18 protein-coding genes and 1 riboswitch are annotated in these 21,513 nt (G+C 46.6%); of the genes, 5 read left to right on the top strand and 13 right to left on the bottom strand.

Annotated elements, in window-relative coordinates; all coding sequences use genetic code 11:
- Positions 1-56 precede the first annotated feature (56 nt).
- Positions 57-1,583, bottom strand: a complete 1,527-nt coding sequence (locus ACHUFW_RS11545) for a sigma-54 interaction domain-containing protein (RefSeq protein WP_394203189.1) — start codon at positions 1,581-1,583, stop codon at positions 57-59.
- 194 nt (positions 1,584-1,777) lie between these two features.
- Between ACHUFW_RS11545 and ACHUFW_RS11550 the strand changes: the two genes are divergently transcribed.
- From ACHUFW_RS11550 to ACHUFW_RS11570, 5 genes are all read left to right on the top strand, one after another.
- Entirely contained in the window at positions 1,778-3,337 is a 1,560-nt protein-coding gene (locus ACHUFW_RS11550; RefSeq protein ID WP_394203190.1) for a flavocytochrome c, read from the top strand.
- A 53-nt stretch (positions 3,338-3,390) separates the two neighbouring features.
- The gene (locus ACHUFW_RS11555; RefSeq protein WP_394203192.1) at positions 3,391-5,034 is read left to right on the top strand and encodes an HAL/PAL/TAL family ammonia-lyase; all 1,644 of its coding nucleotides are present in this window, start codon (positions 3,391-3,393) and stop codon (positions 5,032-5,034) included.
- 122 nt (positions 5,035-5,156) lie between these two features.
- A complete protein-coding gene (locus ACHUFW_RS11560) occupies positions 5,157-5,537 on the top strand; it encodes a cytochrome c3 family protein (protein WP_394203194.1) in 381 nt (126 codons plus the stop codon).
- Positions 5,538-5,675: 138 nt separating this feature from the next.
- On the top strand, positions 5,676-5,981 hold the full coding sequence (locus ACHUFW_RS11565) for a hypothetical protein (protein ID WP_394203195.1): 306 nt from the start codon (positions 5,676-5,678) through the stop codon (positions 5,979-5,981).
- 528 nt (positions 5,982-6,509) lie between these two features.
- On the top strand, positions 6,510-8,981 hold the full coding sequence (locus ACHUFW_RS11570; RefSeq protein WP_394203197.1) for a TonB-dependent receptor: 2,472 nt from the start codon (positions 6,510-6,512) through the stop codon (positions 8,979-8,981).
- Positions 8,982-9,066: 85 nt separating this feature from the next.
- Here ACHUFW_RS11570 and ACHUFW_RS11575 read toward each other — a convergent pair whose 3' ends face one another.
- From ACHUFW_RS11575 to ACHUFW_RS11630, 12 genes are all read right to left on the bottom strand, one after another.
- Entirely contained in the window at positions 9,067-9,450 is a 384-nt protein-coding gene (locus ACHUFW_RS11575) for an MAPEG family protein (RefSeq protein ID WP_394203199.1), read from the bottom strand.
- Between the two features lie 46 nt (positions 9,451-9,496).
- On the bottom strand, positions 9,497-10,321 hold the full coding sequence (locus ACHUFW_RS11580; protein WP_394203201.1) for a cobalamin-binding protein: 825 nt from the start codon (positions 10,319-10,321) through the stop codon (positions 9,497-9,499).
- 85 nt (positions 10,322-10,406) lie between these two features.
- Positions 10,407-11,045, bottom strand: coding sequence for a cob(I)yrinic acid a,c-diamide adenosyltransferase (cobO, locus tag ACHUFW_RS11585; RefSeq protein ID WP_394203203.1), 639 nt, complete (start codon positions 11,043-11,045; stop codon positions 10,407-10,409).
- A gap of 67 nt (positions 11,046-11,112) precedes the next feature.
- Positions 11,113-12,630, bottom strand: a complete 1,518-nt coding sequence (locus ACHUFW_RS11590; RefSeq protein WP_394203205.1) for a cobyric acid synthase — start codon at positions 12,628-12,630, stop codon at positions 11,113-11,115.
- Entirely contained in the window at positions 12,627-13,196 is a 570-nt protein-coding gene (gene cobU / locus ACHUFW_RS11595; protein WP_394203207.1) for a bifunctional adenosylcobinamide kinase/adenosylcobinamide-phosphate guanylyltransferase, read from the bottom strand. Before cobU ends, ACHUFW_RS11590 begins: the two co-directional genes overlap by 4 nt.
- Complete coding sequence (locus tag ACHUFW_RS11600) at positions 13,193-13,957, bottom strand: adenosylcobinamide-GDP ribazoletransferase (protein ID WP_394203209.1); 765 nt, start codon at positions 13,955-13,957, stop codon at positions 13,193-13,195. Before ACHUFW_RS11600 ends, cobU begins: the two co-directional genes overlap by 4 nt.
- Positions 13,958-13,969: 12 nt before the next feature.
- The gene (gene cobT / locus ACHUFW_RS11605; protein ID WP_394203211.1) at positions 13,970-15,016 is read right to left on the bottom strand and encodes a nicotinate-nucleotide--dimethylbenzimidazole phosphoribosyltransferase; all 1,047 of its coding nucleotides are present in this window, start codon (positions 15,014-15,016) and stop codon (positions 13,970-13,972) included.
- A 100-nt stretch (positions 15,017-15,116) separates the two neighbouring features.
- Complete coding sequence (locus ACHUFW_RS11610) at positions 15,117-16,157, bottom strand: FecCD family ABC transporter permease (protein WP_394203410.1); 1,041 nt, start codon at positions 16,155-16,157, stop codon at positions 15,117-15,119.
- Positions 16,150-16,989 carry an ABC transporter ATP-binding protein gene (locus ACHUFW_RS11615; protein WP_394203213.1) on the bottom strand — a complete coding sequence of 280 codons (840 nt, stop codon included), beginning with the start codon at positions 16,987-16,989 and terminating at the stop codon, positions 16,150-16,152. Before ACHUFW_RS11615 ends, ACHUFW_RS11610 begins: the two co-directional genes overlap by 8 nt.
- Positions 16,990-17,159: 170 nt before the next feature.
- A riboswitch (cobalamin riboswitch) is annotated at positions 17,160-17,347 on the bottom strand.
- A gap of 154 nt (positions 17,348-17,501) precedes the next feature.
- The gene (locus ACHUFW_RS11620; protein ID WP_394203214.1) at positions 17,502-18,128 is read right to left on the bottom strand and encodes a histidine phosphatase family protein; all 627 of its coding nucleotides are present in this window, start codon (positions 18,126-18,128) and stop codon (positions 17,502-17,504) included.
- 89 nt (positions 18,129-18,217) lie between these two features.
- Complete coding sequence (locus ACHUFW_RS11625; RefSeq protein ID WP_394203216.1) at positions 18,218-21,067, bottom strand: ATP-binding protein; 2,850 nt, start codon at positions 21,065-21,067, stop codon at positions 18,218-18,220.
- A gap of 13 nt (positions 21,068-21,080) precedes the next feature.
- Complete coding sequence (locus ACHUFW_RS11630; protein ID WP_394203218.1) at positions 21,081-21,263, bottom strand: hypothetical protein; 183 nt, start codon at positions 21,261-21,263, stop codon at positions 21,081-21,083.
- Positions 21,264-21,513: the final 250 nt, after the last annotated feature.

The raw sequence follows: 21,513 nt of genomic DNA on the forward strand, positions 1-21,513 counted from the left end.
AAAAACACTTCCTCGGAAGTGTTTTTTATTACCTATTGCCTTGTATTAAATCTCAGCTAACAAAGCCCAAGCTTTTTCATTTTACTTTTCAGGGTATTGGGATTGATATCTAACAGCTCCGCCGCACCGCCTGGACCATAGAGTTTACCACCCGTAATACGCAAAGCATGGTTGATGTATTTACCTATCATGATATCCAGCGGCACTAATTTATCGCTAGCATGAGTGGGGTCAACGATAATGGTTTCTCCTGTTTGAGTAACCACCTCTTCTTCTGATTGCGGATTGAGTTTATCAAAGCAAAGTGGACCTTGAGGCTGCTGAATGATTGCTCGCTCAATAACATTGATTAACTCGCGCACATTCCCTGGCCAAGCATAATTATTTAACAAAGCCAGCTGCTCTGGGCTTACCCGCGGCAACTGCTCTAAATTAAATTTTGCAGATATGGTCTCTATAAAATGCTGCACTAACAGTGGGATGTCACTGCGGCGTTGTCGTAATGCTGGGATCTCAATAGGGAAAACCGCTAAGCGATACCATAAATCTTCCCTAAAGGTCGCGTCTTGCACCATCGCCTGTAAGTTTCGATGAGTCGCGGCGATCACGCGAATGTTCAGGTCAACATTCTCATAGCCACCTACCCGGGTAATCGAACTATTTTGCAGTACTCGTAATAATCTCACCTGCGCCGATAACGGCAATTCACCAATCTCATCAAGAAATATGGTGCCACCATTGGCCTGCTCAAAATAACCAGCTTTACGGCTATCGGCACCGGTAAATGCACCCTTTTCATAGCCAAATAGCTCAGAATCAATCAGGGTTTCTGGTATCGCGCCACAATTGACTTTAATAAACGGTTGATTGGCCCTGTTTGACTTGGCATGAATCGCATTCGCTATCACCTCTTTACCGCAGCCCGTCTCTCCTTGCATCAATACCGTGGTATTAAGCCCGGCAATGGCATCAACTTGCTCCATCACTTTCTTTAAACCGCCTTGGGCACCAACCACCCCATCGGCACGGAACATGGCGCGTTTTAAATTAACGTTTTCTTGGCTCAGCTGCTGATTGGCCTTAAGCAGGTTGCGTCCGCGCAAATTGAACGCGGTGATCAACGAGAAAGTATCTTTATGAGGTTCGATTAAATCGGCATGCAATGGTTTAAACTGCCCAGCCTGTTTAGCGTAAAACCCCACCACACCTAGATGGGTATTGCTGCTCACCATTCGCAACAATATCACCGAACGAATCTCAGGAATCACCTGTGGTGCAACAAAGCTAGTCACATGATCTAATTCAATGTCATTAATGATTCTAATAACAGGTCGATCGTTACTTTGCAGCAGCTGTTCCATTTTCTCCGATATCGGCACCTGCTTATCGAGGGCCACGGCTTGGTTATCGTTAACATGGGACAAGAACTGAATATCGCTATGCTCTGGGCGGTAGATATTCAAGAAAATACCGTCAATGGGCAAGTACTGTTTGACATACTCAAAGTAACTTTTAAGGGCGCTTTCCAATGACAGGCTGCAGCATAAACATTGGGTTGCCTGGTAATAAAACTGTTTCTTCATTGATATGTCGAGGTGGCCACGAAGTTTCGTGATAGTAAATCATTATATTTCGTGATTCTGTGCCCCTGCTCATAAATTACCTGTTATCTACCTCTTTTTGGGCAGTTGGCACACTCAGTGCAACTTTATCGGTATGTGATTACAGCTAAATCGCTGCAATTCATTAATTACACATGCAAATAGGGAAGCGAGAAATGAACGACAATAAACTGGCCAGTCCTGGGCGGCGTCAACTGCTTAAAGGCGGTGCTGCTTTTGCCGTAGCTGGCATCAGTGCTGGCACTACGTTATCGGCTAACGCCAGCGAATGCACCGCAAAACCACCAAAGTTTGACCACGTTGTTGATGTCATCGTTGTAGGTAGTGGCTTTGCTGGCATGTCTGCAGCCTTGCAGGCCAAAGAGGCCGGTGCCAGCGTTATGGTGATCGATAAAATGCCGGTTTTTGGTGGCAACTCAACCATCAATGGCGGTGCCATGGCAGTGGCGGGATCGCCACTACAAAAAAAAGAAGGTATTGAAGATTCTGTTGAAACCATGGTCGCCGATATGCTTAAAGCTGGCCGCGGCATGAATGACGTTGAGATGCTCAAGTTGGTATGTAACGGTACTGCTGAGTCTTGCCAATGGCTTACAGACTATGGTGTGCAATGGAAACCGTTTGTGCAGCATTTCGGAGGACACTCATTACCAAGAGTACTGCAAACCATACAAAGCTCTGGCGCCGGTATCATTCGACCATTAATACAAGCCGCCACTAAGCATGGCATCGACATGCGAAAACAGACCAAGCTCGAAGGTTTTATTAAAGATCCCCAAGGGCGCGTGATCGGCGTCGAAGTTCGCGAAGGTTATTATTTTCCTAAGCAACGAACGGGTAAACTGGCCAAATTAGGCGCCCGTAAAGGTGTGATTATGGCAACAGGTGGATTTGGCCGCGATATCGAATACCGGCAAATGCAGCAACCTAAACTCACCAGTGAATTAGATTCCACTAACCACCCTGGTGCAACCTCTGAAGCGCTGAAACAGATGATGTTACTCGGTGCAAACCCCATTCATTTAGATCAAATTCAGTTAGGCCCTTGGGCCTCTCCCGATGAAAAAGGTTTTGGCACGGCTTCACAATTTAACACCATCGCCACCTACCCAAGCGGCATCGTAGTGGATGTGCGAACAGGTGAGCGTTTCTTCAACGAGCTTGCTGATCGCAAAGCCCGTGCAGATGCCATTATGACCCGTCGTGATGAGCACGGTAAACCTGTCTACCCCATCGGATTTACCAACGCTATCGGTGCAAAAGATGCACAAACCTTAGATTGGGGATTGAAGTATAAAGTCATTAGTCAATCCGCCACATTAGATGACTTAGCTAAACAATACGGTATCCCAGCACAGGCTTTAAAAGACCAAGTGGCACGTTGGAATCAAGCGGTAGCACAAGGTAAAGATGAGCAGTTTGGTCGCCCGATGCAAAAAGCCATTAAGCTTGAGCAAGGACCTTGGTACGCAGTACGTATGTGGCCAAAAGTTCATTACTGCATGGGTGGCGTTAAGGTCAATACCGCTTCTGAAGTCCTTCACCTTGTCAGCAATCAACCTATTCAAGGCTTGTATGCCGCTGGAGAAGCCACAGGTGGTATCCATGGTGCCAGCCGACTTGGTGCCTGCGCCGTAGCAGAAGGGGTAGTAACCGGTCGCAACGCTGGACAACATTGTGCACAAAGCCCTGCTGTAGAACTGCAACTTATTTAATGACTTAAAAGTTAGCGCCCGATCGTTAACCGAAAATAATGGAAATGATGAAGATGAAAGCAACCAAACAAATTGCATTAACTGCGCTCGCATTGGCAGTGTCTAGCAGCCAAGCTATGGCAACAGAAACTGTGATGCTGGATGGACAACACTTAACTCAAGATCAGGCTTGGGCTATTGCTGACGGCGCCAAAGTTGATATCGCTGCCCAATCTAAAACTGCGCTGGTTAAAGCCCATGATCTACTTATGGAAGCCGCTCGCTTAGGTAAACCTGTTTATGGCTTAACGGTCGGGGTCGGCTTAAACAAAGATCATAAACTGTTTAGCGCCAATGGTGAGCTAAGCCCTGAAGTGATCAAAGCATCAAAGGCATTCAACTATAGTACCTTACGCGCCCACAGTGCCGGCGTTGGCGAAGCCATACCAGTAAACCTCACTCGGGTTGCATTGGCAGTACGTCTAAACACCATATTATCAGGCCATACTGGGGTTCAACCTTATGTGGCAGACTTATATAAAGCATTCTTAAACAATGACATTTCTCCCATCATTCCGGCTAAAGGTACTGTTGGAGAAGCTGACATCTTGCTGTCATCTCATGTGGGCCTTGCGATGATTGGTGAATGGGATGTGATTTATAAAGGCCAGCGCATGAACAGCGCCAAAGCAATGCAGCTTGCGGGCATTAAACCACTTGATCCAGTTGGTAAAGATGCGTTATCGATTTTATCAAACAACTCGGTGGCTGTGAGTTATGCCATGAAAGGCTACCGCGATGCAAAACACTTGCTTGAGGTCTCGCCAACGGTATTTAGTTTAAGCCTTGAAGGACTTAACGGAAACGTGGCGCCATTCTTACCGCAAACTAATGATATTCGCCCATTTCCCTTTCTAAAAGAAGCAACAGCTGATGTGCGTAACAGTTTAACTGGCAGCTACCTTTGGGACGCAAACAGCGAGCGCCCCTTACAAGATCCACTAAGCTACCGAACTACGGCCTATACCTTTGCCGGCGCCTATAAAGCCTTAGCCAATCTCGGCCAGATGATTGATATACAGATTAATCACTCTGATGATAATCCTGGCGTTATTGTTGGCGCGGGTAAAGATTATGGTAACAACTCACAAGTATCAAAGTACTTAGTTGAAGGAAAAGGCGGCGTATTCCCAACCACCAACTTTGAACCACTACCGGTCGCTTTAGCCGTACAGCAGTTGAGCATTGCGCTCACCCATGTATCACACAATAGCGCGATGCGCACGATTCATTTGTCTGATAACCACTTTACCCAGCTACCACGCTTCCTCAGCGCACCGGGTAACAATGGCCATGCTTTTGGTGCCATTCAAAAAACCTTTGTTGACATGCAAGTCCGTAATAAAGCGTTAGCTAACCCAGTATCATTTGATGGTATCGCCATCGCTGGCAACATCGAAGATACATTCACTAACCTGAAGTTGGCCTCTGACAATCTTATTGAAATTGTTGATAACACCAATGTGATGTATGGACTTGAGCTAATGCACTCGACTCAAGCAATTGATTTACGAAAACTTAAAGACAGTCAACTGAAACAAGGTCAAGCGACACAGGCGATGTATTCAAGCTTCCGTAAACAGGTGCCATTTGTTGATATCGACCGTCCGTTTACACCCGATATTGAGGCGGCCACCAGTTTTATCGCGGCTTACTAAACATAACGATTAAGCATAGACCGGGCTTGATGCCGGCGATACCGCTCCCATTGCCAGCATCAAATCCCCGGTCCCCCCGCATAGCCTTGCCCCTGAAGGCACATAAAATGATAGGAATTAAGATGTTAAGAATAATTGCGGCTATTTTTACCGTGTTCGTTTTGGCGTTGCCGAGTGCTAACGCCATGAAACTAAAAGACTACCACAAAGAGATTATGACCAATGATAACGGCAAAGTTGAATGTAGCTTTTGCCATGGTGACGCAAAACGCAAAACCATTCCTGACGCCAGCGCGTGTCAAACTTGCCATGGCACGCCAGGCGATATTGCAGAGCTAACAAAACGTCCAGCCAACGCTGGCCATGATGTCGAACCTAACCCCCATGACAGCCTGCATTACGGCACCGATCTCGCGTGCAGTTATTGTCATCAGGAACATAAATCCAGCAAGGTATATTGTAACCAATGCCATGAATTCAAATACCCCAATATGAAGCGCTAATCGACTCACACTGCTGCAGAGCGCACCTACAAATGAGTTAGTGCTATACTCTCCCTGCTAGCTTAGTCGCGATGATTCACTATCGCGACTAAGCTTTTACTTAAAATCCCCCATTGATAATGACATGGAGTAGTTAAGATGTGGCTAATCAGTATTATTGTGGCGCTTTGGGCAGTATTAATGCTGCGCTCAGTCATGGCGGAGTATCGCTACTATCAAGCAGTAAAACAATTTGAACCAGAAATCTGGCAGCAATTAGGCGCGCCGAAAGGGTTAAAAATCCCCATGGTGTTTGTCTCTAAATCTGGCCGTCATCTACTAGAAAACATAGACAATTATAAAATAAATCAACTAGCTACTCACCACCGCCAAGCGGGTAGATTATTTCTTGGTTATGTCATGTTGGTATTAATGGCGAGTATCGTTTTCTTCAAGCTTGCTTAACTTATTTTCGGGGAGCTGAATTCACACTGATAGCTTGTCTGCATGAGCGGCTATTGGTCATCAACTCCTCAGGCTAAACAAGTACCCACTACCACTGCCCACTACCACTGCCCACTACCACTACCACTTCCCTCAGCCCTCAGCCCTCAGCCCTCAGCCCTCAGCCCTCAGCCCTCAGCCCTCAGCCCTCAGCTAGCGTCCACTACCAACCAACTTCCCATCAAGGGTTGCAGATTTCGCTTCTCGCTTTAATAGAATGACAAAGCATTTAATACCCTAACTGACCTGAGTTATTACTATTTTGTAACCAATCAGTCGCTGCACTCCCTTTGTTAACTCAGCTTGTTTTTTGAGCAAAAATAAACATTTAACACTAAATAAACAAGATTTACATTGTAAATCACCCCGCTAAAACCCTAAAAAACATAACAAAGCTCTCAAAACTGTATCAATCGCAGAAACATCTATTGCAATGCGAACGATAATAATTATCATTCGCCACACAATGATGATGAGGGGTATTAACTTATGCAACAATTTCGTTTTTCACTACTTGCAGTCGCCTGTGCCGCAAGCTTTTCTTCAGCTGGAGTATTGGCACAACAAGCCGATGTCTCAGCCGAGAACCCAGCGAGCGTAAGCCAAGCAGAAGCAGAGAAAAACAAGGATGTGGAACATATTACTGTCTATGGAAGACAGAACCATGTTGTGATGAATTCAGGTCTTGCAACTAAATCTGATATGTCACTTATGGAAACGCCTGCCGCGGTGGTGATCGTGGATGAAGAACTGATTAACGCGCAAGGGGCCGATAGCTTGCAGGACTTGGTTCGTAATATCAGTGGTGTTACCCAAGCAGGTAACAACTACGGCATTGGCGACAACTTGGTTATCCGTGGTTTAGGGGCCAATTACACCTTCGATGGTATGTATGGTGGTGCTGGACTTGGTAACAGTTTCAATCCCACTCGCTCACTGACCAATGTTGAGTCTGTCGAAGTCCTCAAGGGACCGGCAACTGGTCTATATGGCATGGGTAGTGCTGGCGGGGTTATTAACCTGATTGAGAAAAAGCCGCAGTTTGAGTCAAAGCATGATATTGGTGTGGAAGTGGGTCAGTGGAATACCTACGCCCTGTCAGTTGATAGTACAGGTGGCATAACAGACGATTTAGCCTACCGCGTCGTCGCTAAAACCGCTCGCAGCGACGGCTACCGTGATATTGGTACCGATCGCGATGAAGTCTATACCTCACTGAAATATGTTATTGATGACACTCAAGATATCATGCTTGCAGCCTCTTATATCAAAGATGCTATTGCAGTAGATTCTATTGGTCATCCTATTCGAATTTTTAATGCAGAGTCTGTTGGCGGTAAAACGGCAGATCAGGTGACTTGGGAAGATTTAATTAACGATCCCAGTGGCAACGGCATCAATCTTACTGACGAGCAACGGAAACAACTTGCTGATTCGCTCGCCAGCAACGATGGCCTCACCCCCTACGCATTTGGTGATGCCGGAATTATCTCACCGATTGCTAAAGATAACGAAGGTGAAGAACTGCGCTTTAAGTTGACCCACAATATCTACTTTACTGACAACCTCTTCTTAAATCAGCAACTGCAATACCGCGACTACACCTCGGGCTTTGCCCGCCAAACCGGTGCCTATAACTACGTTTATTGGAACCGTCGTGGCACTATCAACGCCGATCCTCGTGGCCCCTTAGTAGAAGATGGCGTGTTATACCCATTTGCTGCTCGTCGCCAGGAATACCGAAAAGTAGAAGCCGATGAGACCTCATGGCAATATTTTGCTGATTTACGCTACGATTTTGAATTAGGCGGCATTGATAACGAGCTGCTAGTTAATGCCAATTTTGAAGACCGTACAATTCGCTTCAAACAGTTTTCTATCTATGATGCTGACAAAATCATCAAAGACAAAAATGGCGAGGTGATTTATCAAGGTAAACACCCTTATATCTACGATATTCGTCAGCCTAACTGGGGCCAAGGGAGCTTTGAAGACTACGATCCACTGCTTACCAGCAACTACAATAAAACTGTTAACGCTTGGGGTGTCGGTGTCCAACATGTGGGGTACCTCGGTTATGGCTTTACCACCCGTATCGGGGTCGCGTTCAACGAAATCAAACAGTCTTATGAACACCTAGGCGTAGATGCTCGCTATCGCGCAAGCGCTGCTGAGCCAACCCCTGAGCAAGATACCACCGATAATGGTATCACCTACAACCTTGGTGTCACATACATGCCGACCGACGACTTGTCGCTATTTATTAATCACTCAAAAGGCAGAACTGCCTACAGCATATTAGGCAGCATCAGTGGTGATGACGACAGACCAGACTCTGAATCAGTCAGTGACGATTTGGGTATCCGCTATAAGGCTTTTGACGATCAACTGTTGGCCTCCTTGGTGGTGTTTAAGAGTAAACGTACTAACCTACGTTACACCAATCCAGACTATGAAGAAGGCGTGTCAGCACCCAATGTTGCTCAGTACTTCTATGATGGCGCGGAAGAAACCAGTGGTGTTGAGCTCGACATGAATGCGCACCTAAACGAGCAATGGTCTATCAACGTCAATGGTGTTTATCAAGATGCGCGTGACAAGAAAGACCCAACTCGCAGCAGCTATGATACCCGCCAAAAAGGCGTGCCATATGTGACTGCAAGCGCCTGGGTCACCTACGGCGCTGATTGGTTCTCGCTTGCCAGCCCATTAAACATTAGCCTTGGTGCACAATATGTTGATGAGCGCAGCACCAACTCAAGCTCATTTGGTATTCCAGACGGATATGTGCCGAGCTACACAGTAATGGATACCGCAATTAGCTATCAAGCGGATAACTGGCAACTGCAGCTGAACGTGAACAACCTATTTAACGAAAGCTATTACAACAAAGCGATGTTCTTAGGAGGCATGCCTGGTGAAGAGCGTAACGCTAAGCTGACCTTTAATTACCAGCTTTAGCCTAAGCTAGCACGACAAAAAAGCCCCACTGTTATCAGTGGGGCTTTTGATATCAAATGTTAAATTTTGCTGCCAACTTCGGCCACTAAAATGCCTGACATAAAATAGTAAATGAGGCGATGATGGCCACGAACCAAGATAATGAACGTAAGGTTCCTTTATCTGCCAGATATAACAATTGGTAAGCAATGCGGGCAACCACATGGACTATCGCCGCTATCTCTGCAACTTCATTAACCTTCCCCGCGGCAATAACGGTAACCACAGCTAAACCAAAAATCAGCAATGATTCAAATGCATTTTGGTGCCCTGCTACTGCTCTTGCACCAAACCCTGTCAATTTAGCTTGTTGCTCTCGAGGATGATTATTGTCATACCCGCCCAATTTCGCCATGGCCACGGCCACAGGCCCCTTAGCCAAATAAGGCAATAACATCGCGATAAACAGACAGGTTAATAATATTGTCATAAGCAATTCAATCCTTTGTATTTTTTATTGGTGATCTCATAAAAAGTTAGCGCGCTTTATCGAGCGCACTACACAATGCCTCAACACCAGCAATAGCCCGAGGTGATGCGCGATGTAAAATATCGGCATCTAGCTGGTAAACATGACCATTCTTCACCGCTGGGATATCCTGCCATTGCTGCCAATTAACGCCTAAGATATTGCCCTCATCCTGACTTTGCAAGATAACTTGCGGCTGTTTTAACAATACACTTTCAATACTTATCTGTGGATAATCGCTGTCGGAGTCAACAAACACATTGTTGCCGTTACACACCGCAATGATCTGCTGGATCCAGCTATTTTTAGCCACTGTCATTAATGGCGTCGACCACAACTGATAAAACACATCAACAGCCTGTTTATCGGCATGCTGAGCTTGCAGCTGTGCCAAAGATTGCAGGTATTTGTCAGCCTCACGTTGTGCTTGCTTGGTGCCCCCTGTTAATTCCCCCAGCGCCACTAACTCGTCGGCCACCGCCGCTAACGTTTTTGGGTCGCTATCAAACACCTTAAAACCCAACGATTTAATGCGCGCAATCTCTTCTTGCTTGTTGCCGCTACCCCATACAACAACAAGATCTGGGTTAAGCTCTAACACCCGTTCAATCTGAATACCATGGTAACCGCCAATACGTGGGATATTATTCGCTTGGGCTGGGTAATCGGCGTGATCGGTTGTAGCGACAATCTTATCGCCCACGCCGATGGCATATAACATCTCCACCGCATGGGGGGACAAGGCAATGATCTTTTCCGCCGGTTTGCTTGCCTGTGCCGCAGCGCTATTTATAAGCAATGCTGAACAAAGCAGCTGTATCACTAATCTCATTTCAATCCTTTGTTGTATCGGGTTAATGTATCTTTGGCTTCAACAGCAACACTGGCAAGCAGTATGAGTTATCGACAATAGTAGTTTAATAATCAAAACCAATTTGGGCTTTAACCCCAGCTTCAAACGCATGCTTGATAGGCTGGACTTCACTTACAGTATCTGCCAGCGCAATAATTTCCCGGTGACAAGCACGGCCAGTGATAATCACATGTTGCATAGGAGGACGGTTTCTCAGTGCCGTTAGAACACGTTCTAAATCAATATAGTTATAGGTCACCATATAGGTAAGTTCATCCAATAACACGATATCGAGCGTCTCATCGCTAAGCAAGGCTTCAGCCGCTTGCCAAGCTCCCATCGCTGCTTGGGTGTCTTTTTCTCTGTCTTGCGTCTCCCAAGTAAAACCGGTACCCATTACATGAAACTCAACGCCAACTTGCTCTAAAACAGCCCGTTCGCCACAGGGCCAATTGCCCTTGATAAACTGCACCACAGCGGCTTTTTTACCATGGCCAACAGCGCGGGTAATATTACCAAAGCCAGCCGTAGATTTGCCCTTGCCGTTACCAGTAAGCACCAACAACACCCCTTTTTCGGTTTGGGCTTTGGCTATCTTTGCATCCACCTCAGCTTTTACTTTTTGCTGCCTAGCTTTGTGTCGCTGCGCTTTCACTTTATCGCGCTCAAGTTGACTATCCGTTTTTGGTTGATCCGAACTCATGGTCCCTTCCTATATGGATTAATGCGTTATTATTTTGCTTTTTTTAATACGGTTTGTTCTCGACGATTTACCCTGTCAGAATACGCGCTATCGCGGCCATATCGAGATGCTTTGCTAGGCCATCAGATAAACGTTGCAATTGCGCTTCGCGCTGAGCGCTGATATCCACACTAACAGCATGCTGCATGCCTGCCCAATCTAGTAACAATTGTCCCGCTTGTGGATGGTCAAACACCCCATGCACGTAAGTACCAATGATCTGCTCATCGTCACTGATACAACCTTCAGGGAACTCATCAGCATTGGCAGTGGTTAACTTAAACGGTTGCAACAATGGCTTGAGCAATTGAGATTGGCCACAATGAATCTCATAGCCTTGTAATGGTGCTTGTTTACCCTGCAACTCAACGACACCCGTCACCTGAGTCAAGCGTTTGTTGGGTGTTAAAGTGGTCACCATCGGCAGTAAACCTAACCCCTCTGACTCGCCTATCTCACTTTCTATGCCCTGTGGATCATCAATGGCGAGTCCCAACATCTGGTAGCCACCACAGATCCCTAAAACTTTACCGCCATAGCGCAGATGCCGTTTTATCGCTTTGTCCCAACCAAGGGATAACATGGTAGCCAAGTCTTCCCGTACATTCTTACTGCCAGGTAAGATAATCAAATCCACATCGGGTAAAGATTGCCAATCGATACCTTGCTGAGCATGCACATATTGAAATTCAATCGCGGGGTTTAATCGCAACGGGTCAAAATCAGTATGGTTGCTAACACGCGGCCAAACTAATACTAAGACCTTAAAACGTGCAGCTCGCTTGGCAGGTACACTATCGATGGCATCTTCTGCATCAAGGTGAAAATCATTTAGGTAAGGTAACACCCCTAACACCGGCTTTTGGGTGTATTGCTCTAACCAATCAATGCCACTTTGCAGCAAGCTAATATCACCACGAAAACGATTGATCACAAAGCCTTTTACTCGCGCTTGTTCAGACTCAGACAGTAACGCTAGCGTGCCAACTAAATGGGCAAATACTCCGCCTTTATCGATATCTGCAATAATGATCACTGGGCAGTCTACCTGCTCGGCAAAGCCCATATTGGCGATGTCGCCTTGCCGTAAGTTAATCTCGGCAGGGCTACCGGCTCCCTCAACAAATACACATTGGTATTGCTGGGTTAGTCGCTGTAATGAAGTCTCAACCGCAGCCATTGCTTTGGTGCGATATCCTTGGCTATCTTTGCCAAAATACTCTGCCGCTTCCATGTTTGCCAGCGCTTTACCATGGACAATAACTTGCGCCTGACTATCAGAACTGGGTTTAAGTAAGATCGGATTGAAATCAATATGAGGCTTAACGCGGGCAGCAACCGCCTGCAGCGCTTGGGCACGACCAATCTCACCCCCTTCTTCCGTCACGGCACTGTTTAATGCCATATTCTGCGGTTTAAATGGCGCAACACGCCAACCTTGATTAGCAAAATAACGGCACAAACCAGCGACTAATGTGGTTTTACCGGCATCGGACGTGGTGCCCTGCACCATCAAAACCGGGTGTCGCAATTCAGCGGTGCTCATATTGTCGCCCCTATGTCATCGACAGAAGCTGTCGACAAAGTTGCAGACTTAAGCCGCTGAGGCAGACCAGCTGTCACCAGCACCACTTCGTCGGCAATCTGCGCCAAGTCTTGATGTAGCCACCCCGCTTCATCGACAAATCGTCGACTTAATGGATCAGCAGGGATCACCCCCAAGCCCACTTCATTACTCACCAAGACCACGTCTGCCGATGTTTGCATCAAGGTTTGCAGCAATTCAGCTTTCACCTGCTGCCAATCACTGTGATTCACTAAGTGATTGGTCAACCACAACGTCAGGCAATCAACCACCACAAATTGATGTGCGCCCCCATGCTGCGCTAGAGTATCGCTCAAGGTCATCGGGGTTTCTATCACTTGCCACGGGGTCTCACCAGTTTCGCGCTCTTGGCGGTGACGCTCAATTCGCTGACGCATCTCATCATCAAAAGCCTGTGCAGTGGCCACAAACACACATGATTTGCCTTGTTTGGCTGCTATATTGGCCAGCTTAAGACTATATCGGGATTTGCCACTACGAGCGCCACCTAACACTAAAGTAATCATGCTAATACCATTAAGATAAATAGATAAATGACCAACTCAGCCACTTGTTGAGCCGCGCCTAAAGTATCACCAGTATAGCCACCAATCTGACGCTTAAAGCCCCATAGCAGCATATAGCGGCATAAAAACAAGCAAGCAAATAAAGACAGATAGTGATTGATAGGAGATAACCACAGCACCAAAGCCCCGGTTATCAGTAACACCGCTAATTCATTTATGGTTTGGCTATTCGCCAACGGTTTACTCTTGTTTTCACCATCGCGAACATAGGTGGCAGAGAAAATCATACTCGCCGCCACCATACGGCTTAAACAATGTCCCAGCACCAATGACGCGGCGACATAATAGTGGTCTAGCAGCGCTATCTCACTTAGCAAAACAAACTTTGCCAATAACGCCAATACCAAGGCCAAAGCACCATAAGTGCCTAGGCGAGAGTCTTTCATAATGGCGAGCTTATCAGCCACGGTCCAGCCACCACCAAAGCCATCGGCAGTGTCGGCCAAACCATCTTCATGAAATCCACCCGTAATAATGACACTGACAATCATGGCAGCAATAATTGCCACCGAGGTGGGCAGTACCTGAGACAGCGCAACAAAACAGATAGCACTCGCCAACCCAATCACTACACCGACTGCGGCAAAATAGCGACTGGCTTGGTTGAGTCGTTCAGCATCGATACGCACCGATGCAGGTATCGGAATGCGAGTGAAAAAACCAATTGCTATAAGAAACAGCGCCAGTTGACGTGATACCATAATCTGCTCCGGTTAACTAATTGGTGGTTGCTTAGTGTCGATATCGATCCCCATGTCATCGAAGCTGGCCATTTCATTATAAAATCCTGCCGCAGCCTCAATCACAGGCAATGCCATAGCAGCCCCCGTCCCCTCACCTAAGCGCATACCTAAATTAAGTAGCGGTCTGGCTTGCAGGAATTCCAGCATTAACATGTGACCGCGTTCATCACTCTTGTGAGCAAACACCATGTAGTCACGGCATCGTGGATTAATTTTTACTGCCATGATGGCAGCCGCTGTGGTGATAAACCCATCGACGACAATCACCATTTTTAACTCTGCGGCGGCAAGCATAGCACCGGTTATTTGCACGATTTCAAATCCACCTAGTGCGGCTAACAGCTCAATGGGATCGGCAAGGCTCGTCTCATGAATTCGCAGTGCCTCTTCAATTAAATGCTGTTTGCGCTTTAGTGTTGCTGCATCGATTCCGGTACCGCGTCCAACGCAATCGGCAACCTCAATGTTGAGCGCTGCCGCCATAATCGCCGATGCCGATGAGGTATTGCCAATTCCCATCTCACCAAAGCCGAGTAAATTCGTCCCCTGAGCATGATGATGAGCGACTCTAGACTTAGCCAGAGCGAAGCCTTGTTTCACTGCGCCAATGGTCATAGCTGCTTGTCGGTGTATTGGATTAGTACCAGCTCCTAATCTTTGGTCAATCAAACCGGGCATATCAAGCTGCTGGGCGATCCCACAATCTATGACTTCCATCTCAAACCCGCTCTGACGACAAAACACATTGATTGCTGCGCCACCCTCGAGAAAGTTAACTACCATTTGCGTGGTAACTTCACTCGGTACGATGGATACTCCCGACGCCGCGATGCCGTGGTCACCGGCAAATACCAATAATTTAGGTCGGCGAATCACTATCGGATCACCAAGAATTTGAGCCAACTGCATCGCCAAGTTTTCTAACTCACCCAATGCGCCTATCGGTTTGGTTTTATTATCGATTTTATGTTGAATGGCTTCATCATGCTGATGATCAATGGGGTCTATTTGATACATGCTGCTTCCTATTGAACTCAAGGTCTAATTAGTTATTTTTTTAATCATTAAGATGGTAATCTTTAGGGTTATCAAGTCACTATTATTCTGCTGATGCTCACTAGGCTTGTCGTTTATTTGCCAGAATAAATAAGAAAAACCCACTACCTATCACCGCTGTGATGATGCCGATAGGGAGTTCTTGATAACTCAACAAACTGCGGGCAATCACGTCCACCCAAATCATGAATAATCCACCCGCTAAGGCAATGGTCAGTAGCGCAAAACGCCCCGGCATCAACATCCTGACAATGTGTGGCACCATTAAACCGACAAAGCCAATACCACCGCAATTGGCCACCAGCACCGCGGTGATTAACGAGCATAGTAATAACATGCCGATACGCAGTCGCCCGACGGCAATGCCTAGGGTATGTGCCGTTTCATCACCCGCTTTCATTGCCATCACTTGGCGTTTAAACAGTAACACCACCCCAGTGGCAGCCAAGACAGTCAATACAGGTAGGCCGACATCGGCCCAGGTGGCTTTGGCAAAGCTACCTAGGCTCCAGAACAACACTGATGCCGCAGCTTGTGGGCCACTGAAGTACAGCAACAAGCTTGTCATTGCACCAAACATAAAGGATATCGCTACACCAGAAAGTAGCATCCGTTCAACCTGAATAGCTAAGCGGCCACCGCAAAATGCCATCACCAACAGCACCGATAGCACAGCGCCAAAAAATGCGCCAAGGGGCAAGCTTAACCAACTTAGCTGCGCAGCTAACTCACTCTGGCCTTGTAAAGTAATCACCACTACCGCACCCAATGAAGCGCCAGATGAAATACCAAACAGATAAGGGTCGGCTAACGGATTGCGAGTGACTGTCTGCAACACTGCACCTGCTACCGCAAGTCCAGCACCAGCAGCAAAAGCCAGTACAATTCGCGGCAAGCGTAGCTCCATAATAATGCGTTCTGTGACACTAAAGTTGGCCGTATCACCTAACAACTGCGCAGTCAGCGTACGATAAACTTGATTAAAGCTGATGTCTGCGGCACCAAAGCTTGCCGCCAACATAGGCGTAAGCACCGTCACTGCGACAATTAAGCAAGCAAGAGCTAACACATACCACGACTTAGGTTGCGCTTGTTCAGACATCATCTTGCTCCCCGTGCTGGCCATTTTCAGCTTGATAACCGTAGTAATAGGTAATTTGCGGCCGTTGATGCTGCGGATGCGGCGCAACCGCACAGCAAACTTGGAAAACATCGCCAATGATCTGCTCTGTCAACACTTGTGAAGGGCTGCCTTGCGCAACAGCTTGGCCTTGATTAAGCAATAGCAGTTGATCGCACATGGCACTGGCTAAGTTAAGATCGTGAATACTGATCACCACAGTAATGCCTAACGAATGTAACAGCTCTAAAATTTGAATTTGGTAACGAATATCCAGATGATTTGTTGGTTCATCGAGGATCAATAATTTCGGTTGCTGCACAATCGCTCTGGCAATTAAAGCCCGCTGTTTCTCACCGCCAGAAAGGTGCTCATAAGCTTGTTTAGCGGCGTGGCATAAGCCTACCTTTTCCAGGGCCTCTGCAACAGCGACATGATCAGCCTGGCTGGTCATAGACAATGCTGATTTGTGCGGTGTGATACCGAGCATCACCAGCTGCTCAGTGGTCATATCAAAATGCTGTGGCGTATCTTGTAGCACTACCGCCACTTCACGAGCAAAAGCCTTAAGCTGGTATTTGTGAATATTGTCGCCAAACAAACGGATATTGCCGGCACTGGGGCTAAGATAGCGATACAAACAACGCAATAGACTGGATTTACCCGCGCCATTAGGCCCAATAATCCCCAACATGCTCCCAGCAGGAAGTTGTAGGTTAACGCCGTCCAAAATGGTTCTGTTGTTGGTATGCCAACTCAAATCGCTCACCGCTAAGGCGAGTTCAAGTTGCTTTGATGAGTGAGTAGCAGCCATGGTTAACCCGCACTCCGTGCAGGCAAACTCGCCAGCCCCAAAAACCATGTGAAGGGTGGCAAATTCAGGCTAGCATTACCGCTACTGTGGCAACGGTTATCCTCAGTCGCAATTGACGTGAGATTAGCAAAGTGGATCATTTCAAGCTCCCTCGAGTTACCCGCTCGAGTTTCTTGGCAAAAAGTAAGGCAGGTATCCTGGCTGGTAATCAGTCATCGCCGTCGGCATGACTTTTACTCACAGTTGCGGGCACAGCTTGTGCCAAATAGCATCACTATTTGCACAATTCCCTATTAAGTTAAGCTTATCTTGATGATTTTCACCATTAAGACGCTCAACACCTCACTTTCGATTATCGACATCTAGATGGCCAATAACCTTCAATGGCAGCTATTATGCCGATTTTGACCTAAGGCGCAAATCTAAGCCTTAAAATCCAAAGTAATCAGATGACTTATTTGACATTACCCGCAGTATTTTTGTCTTTTTGCCATGAGTTTTTTGTTCACTGGTTAGGCCGGCCAATGCAATCGATAGTACATCTTGCCGTCATCGTCATGAATTAGAGAGACTTGAACCAAAGCGCCATAAGGTACATCGAGCTGCGTATAAACCCCATTTGCCTGCCGCACACCCAGCGCCGTGGCAATCAGATGGCGAATCACCCCGCCGTGGGTCAACAGCAATAGCTGTTGACCGCGATATTGCTCGGCAATTAACCCAATCTCTTGCTTTACTCGACACTCAAAATCGGCCATGGTTTCGCCATTAGGCGGTGTGTTTTGCCATGGATTTTGCCAGTATTCCTGCATCAATGACGCTTGCTGCTGGTAAAGGTCGGTTAATAGCTTGCCATCCCAATCACCGAAATCAATTTCAGCCAATGCAGGTCGGCATTGATAAGATAAGCCATGACGGCGTTGCAATTGCTTCGCCACCGACACACAACGCTGTTTGGGCGAGCTAAGACAAAGATCAAGCTGTTTTGACTGAGCCGATAATTGTGATATCAGCGTATCAACGCGCTGCAACATCAAGTCTTGCCCCGCTGCAGTTAACGCGACATCGGTTGCACCACGCAAGATCTGGCCACCTTGGCACTGACCATGGCGTAATAAATATAAACTGGTTGTTTGCATAATTCAGTTAACTGCGAGCTTAGATTATCTGACGCTAGCCTATCGAAACTATCATAAAGAGTACAACAACAGCTGATATCGGTAAGCCGCTAAATTTGATAATGAGTGTCGTGCGACTGGTTTTCTAGCACCTGAGGGAAGCGTATATGATAAATTAACCCTTGGTCGGGCGCGGTCGTGATCTCAACTTTTCCTTGCAATTTTTGCGTCACCAAATTGTAGACAAGATGCGCCCCTAAACCACTGCCACCTTCATTACGTTTGGTGGTATAAAACGGGTCAAACAGTTTCTTTACTCCCTCATCATCAAGGCCCACACCATCATCACGGTAGGTAAAATCCACCTGCTGATTAGCTAAACTGGCCTCGATAACAATATTGCCCACTTGGTCCGCCTTAAAGCCATGCAAAATGCTGTTCATAATAAGATTAGTAACAATCTGCGATAATGCCCCCGGGTATGTATGACAGCTAATATCTGCATCACATTCAATAACGATTTGATGAGGTAATTGCTTCAACGTTGGCCGCAGCGACAACAGTACTTCCTCTAAATACTCTTTTAATAAAAATTGCCGCTGCTGCTCACTGGATTGGTCCACGGCAACTCGCTTAAAACTTTGGATTAAATTAGATGCTCGGGCATTGTTCTTTAAAATAATGTCCATCGCCTCAAGACAGGTATCGATAAAACGCACAAACTCTTGCTCATCAAGCTCCCCAGCCAAAAATAACCGTTTCAGCTCATTAACCTGATCATTCATATGCGAAGCAGCAGTCACGCATACACCTATGGGCGTATTAATTTCATGGGCAATGCCCGCCACCATCTTGCCTAAAGAAGCTTGTTTTTCATGTTCCACCAGCTGGTTTTGAGTGCGCTTTAGCTTGTCCATTGCCGCTTGCCACTCTTCAGTACGCTGGGCAACTAGTGCTTCCATTTTGGCCGAGTATTGCTTAGCAAGCTGCTCTTTCTCTTTGGCGTAATTTAATTGTTGGCGTAATTGGGCAGGACTAATCTTCAGTTGAGTCAATAGCTGACGATAATAACGCGCTAACACCTGTTTTTCAGATTGAGAGTACAAATTAGACTGACTGACCACCATATGGGCAACCGAGGCACCGGTGATACCGCTTAACAAACGCTCTGTAGCGCGCTCCAAATTTGCCAGTTCTTGCACATTCACCGGTTCATCGACCGAGAGTCCGACTTCAAGCAAGCACATATCTACTTTCAGTTTGACTAAATCCGCTTTGAGGTATTGGCCAAATATTCCGGCGATAATGGTGAGCTTCGGCGCCAATTCGATATCTTGTGGCAGTAACTCAAACAAGGCTTCATTGTCTTCGCCTTTATCAGACATCACATCAATAAACTCAGCGTTATAACGCTGCTCTTCCGCTGTTGTGCTGGTAAATAAACTCACCATGATTAAACAAGAGACATTGGCTATCAAAGACCAAAAAGTGCCATGACTAATATTCTGCATTTGCGAGCCAAACAGTTGCTCTGGGCGCAACCAAGCAATACCCCATGGCCCCTGAGTTAAAATGCTGCTGTTTAACCAGCCGCTGTTCATCAAGGAGGGCAATAACAAGCAGTAACCCCAAATTAAGAACCCAGCGATTAAACCTGCAATAGCGCCTTTGGTGGTGACGCTAGGCCAGTAAAGCCCGCAAATCACTAACGGCATAAATTGCAATACCGCGCAAAAAGACAACATGCCCATATTGACTAGCATGTAAGATTCACCAAGAAACAGATAAAAGAACTGCCCCGCGCCTAAAATCACAAACACCGCCAGCCACCGACTTTGCAGTAAATATCGCTTTAAACCGGATTTTGGGAAAAACCGCTGTAAAAACGGCAACACGATATGGTTACTGAACATGGTAGATAGCGTCATACCTGACACCATCAACATTGCCATAGAGGCGGAAAAGCCACCAACAAATACCAACAAAGTAAGCCAAGTCGCGCCTGATGCCATTGGCAAGGCTAACATATACATGTCTGGGTTTTCAGGACCAAGCATCAGCAAACCGGCTGCTGCAATAGGTGTAACAAAAACCGTCATCAAAAACAGATATAAAGGCAGTAACCACTGAGCTTGTAAAACATGTTTGGGTTTGGCGTTTTCCACCACCATGACGTGAAACTGCCGAGGCAGCAGTAAGAAAGCTGAGCCAGCTAACAACAAATAACTGCACCATGTCATCAGCGCGGGTTTTTGCGCCATCGTATCTGCCATCTGTGGCAAATTTTGTTGCAACTGGCTAAAAATATCCCATGGAGAGTCAAACAGGTAAAAGCTGACAAATAACCCGACTACCAACATCGCCACCAATTTCACACTGCCTTCTATCGCTAGCGCTAACATCATCCCTGGATGGCGCTCGGTTGGGTCAAGGTGACGGATACCAAACACAATAGTAAACAGAGCGACACCACCCCATATCAACCAAGTAAATAGCTGAAAGCTCTGCTCCGAACCGTCAACAAGGGTATTAATGGCGCTATTAATGGCTTTTAACTGCAAAGCCAAATACGGCACGATCCCCACCATTGCGACAATTGAAGCCAGTGCCGCTAACACCACGCTACGGTTAAAGCGTGCCGATAAAAAATCGGCAATGCTGGTGACATGATATACCTGCTTAACTAATAAAATCCGCTGCATTAATGGCCAAATGGCCAACATCAATAAGCTGGGTCCCAAATAGATGGTCAGCATTAAAATACCCGAGGTAGTAGCAATGCCGACACTGCCAAAAAAGGTCCAACTGGTACAATAGATGGCAATGGAGAGCACATAAACTAACACACTATTGGTCAGCTGACTGGCGCGCTGACCGCCAGACTCCGCCCAGTGAGCAATGGCGTACAAAGCGCCGATATACCCAACGATGATTAGCACGAGTGTCAGTGGTGTTATCATATTTGCAGGCTAGTTATTGACTGTGACGGCTCATCACAAAAAGTAAGGCGATTAACCCAAGCCAGATGCCAGAGACAACGGCGATAAGGCTGGCGATATCAAATACGATATGGGTGGCAATTGGCCAACTGATCACCATCGACATTAAAATAACAATTAACCACCTAAACGCAGGTAGGGTTGTCCTGTTTATCACCATCACCTCCAAAGAGTTTGTTTCCATAAGCATAGTACAAAGATTGCGTACTATAAGGACCAGCTATACAGCCTATGTATGATGAAAAAATTCACCATCATAGCGGCACAAACATCACGGCTTACTCTTGCTCTTCGGCAGCCAACTGATTAGTATAGACGTCTATACGTATAAACATCCAAATAACAAGCTAGGCACAGCACCGTTAATGGTGTAAACAATAATCACAATATAGCGTGCTTATCAGCTT

The sequence above is a fragment of the Shewanella waksmanii genome (assembly GCF_043643685.1).
Taxonomy (GTDB): domain Bacteria; phylum Pseudomonadota; class Gammaproteobacteria; order Enterobacterales; family Shewanellaceae; genus Shewanella; species Shewanella waksmanii_A.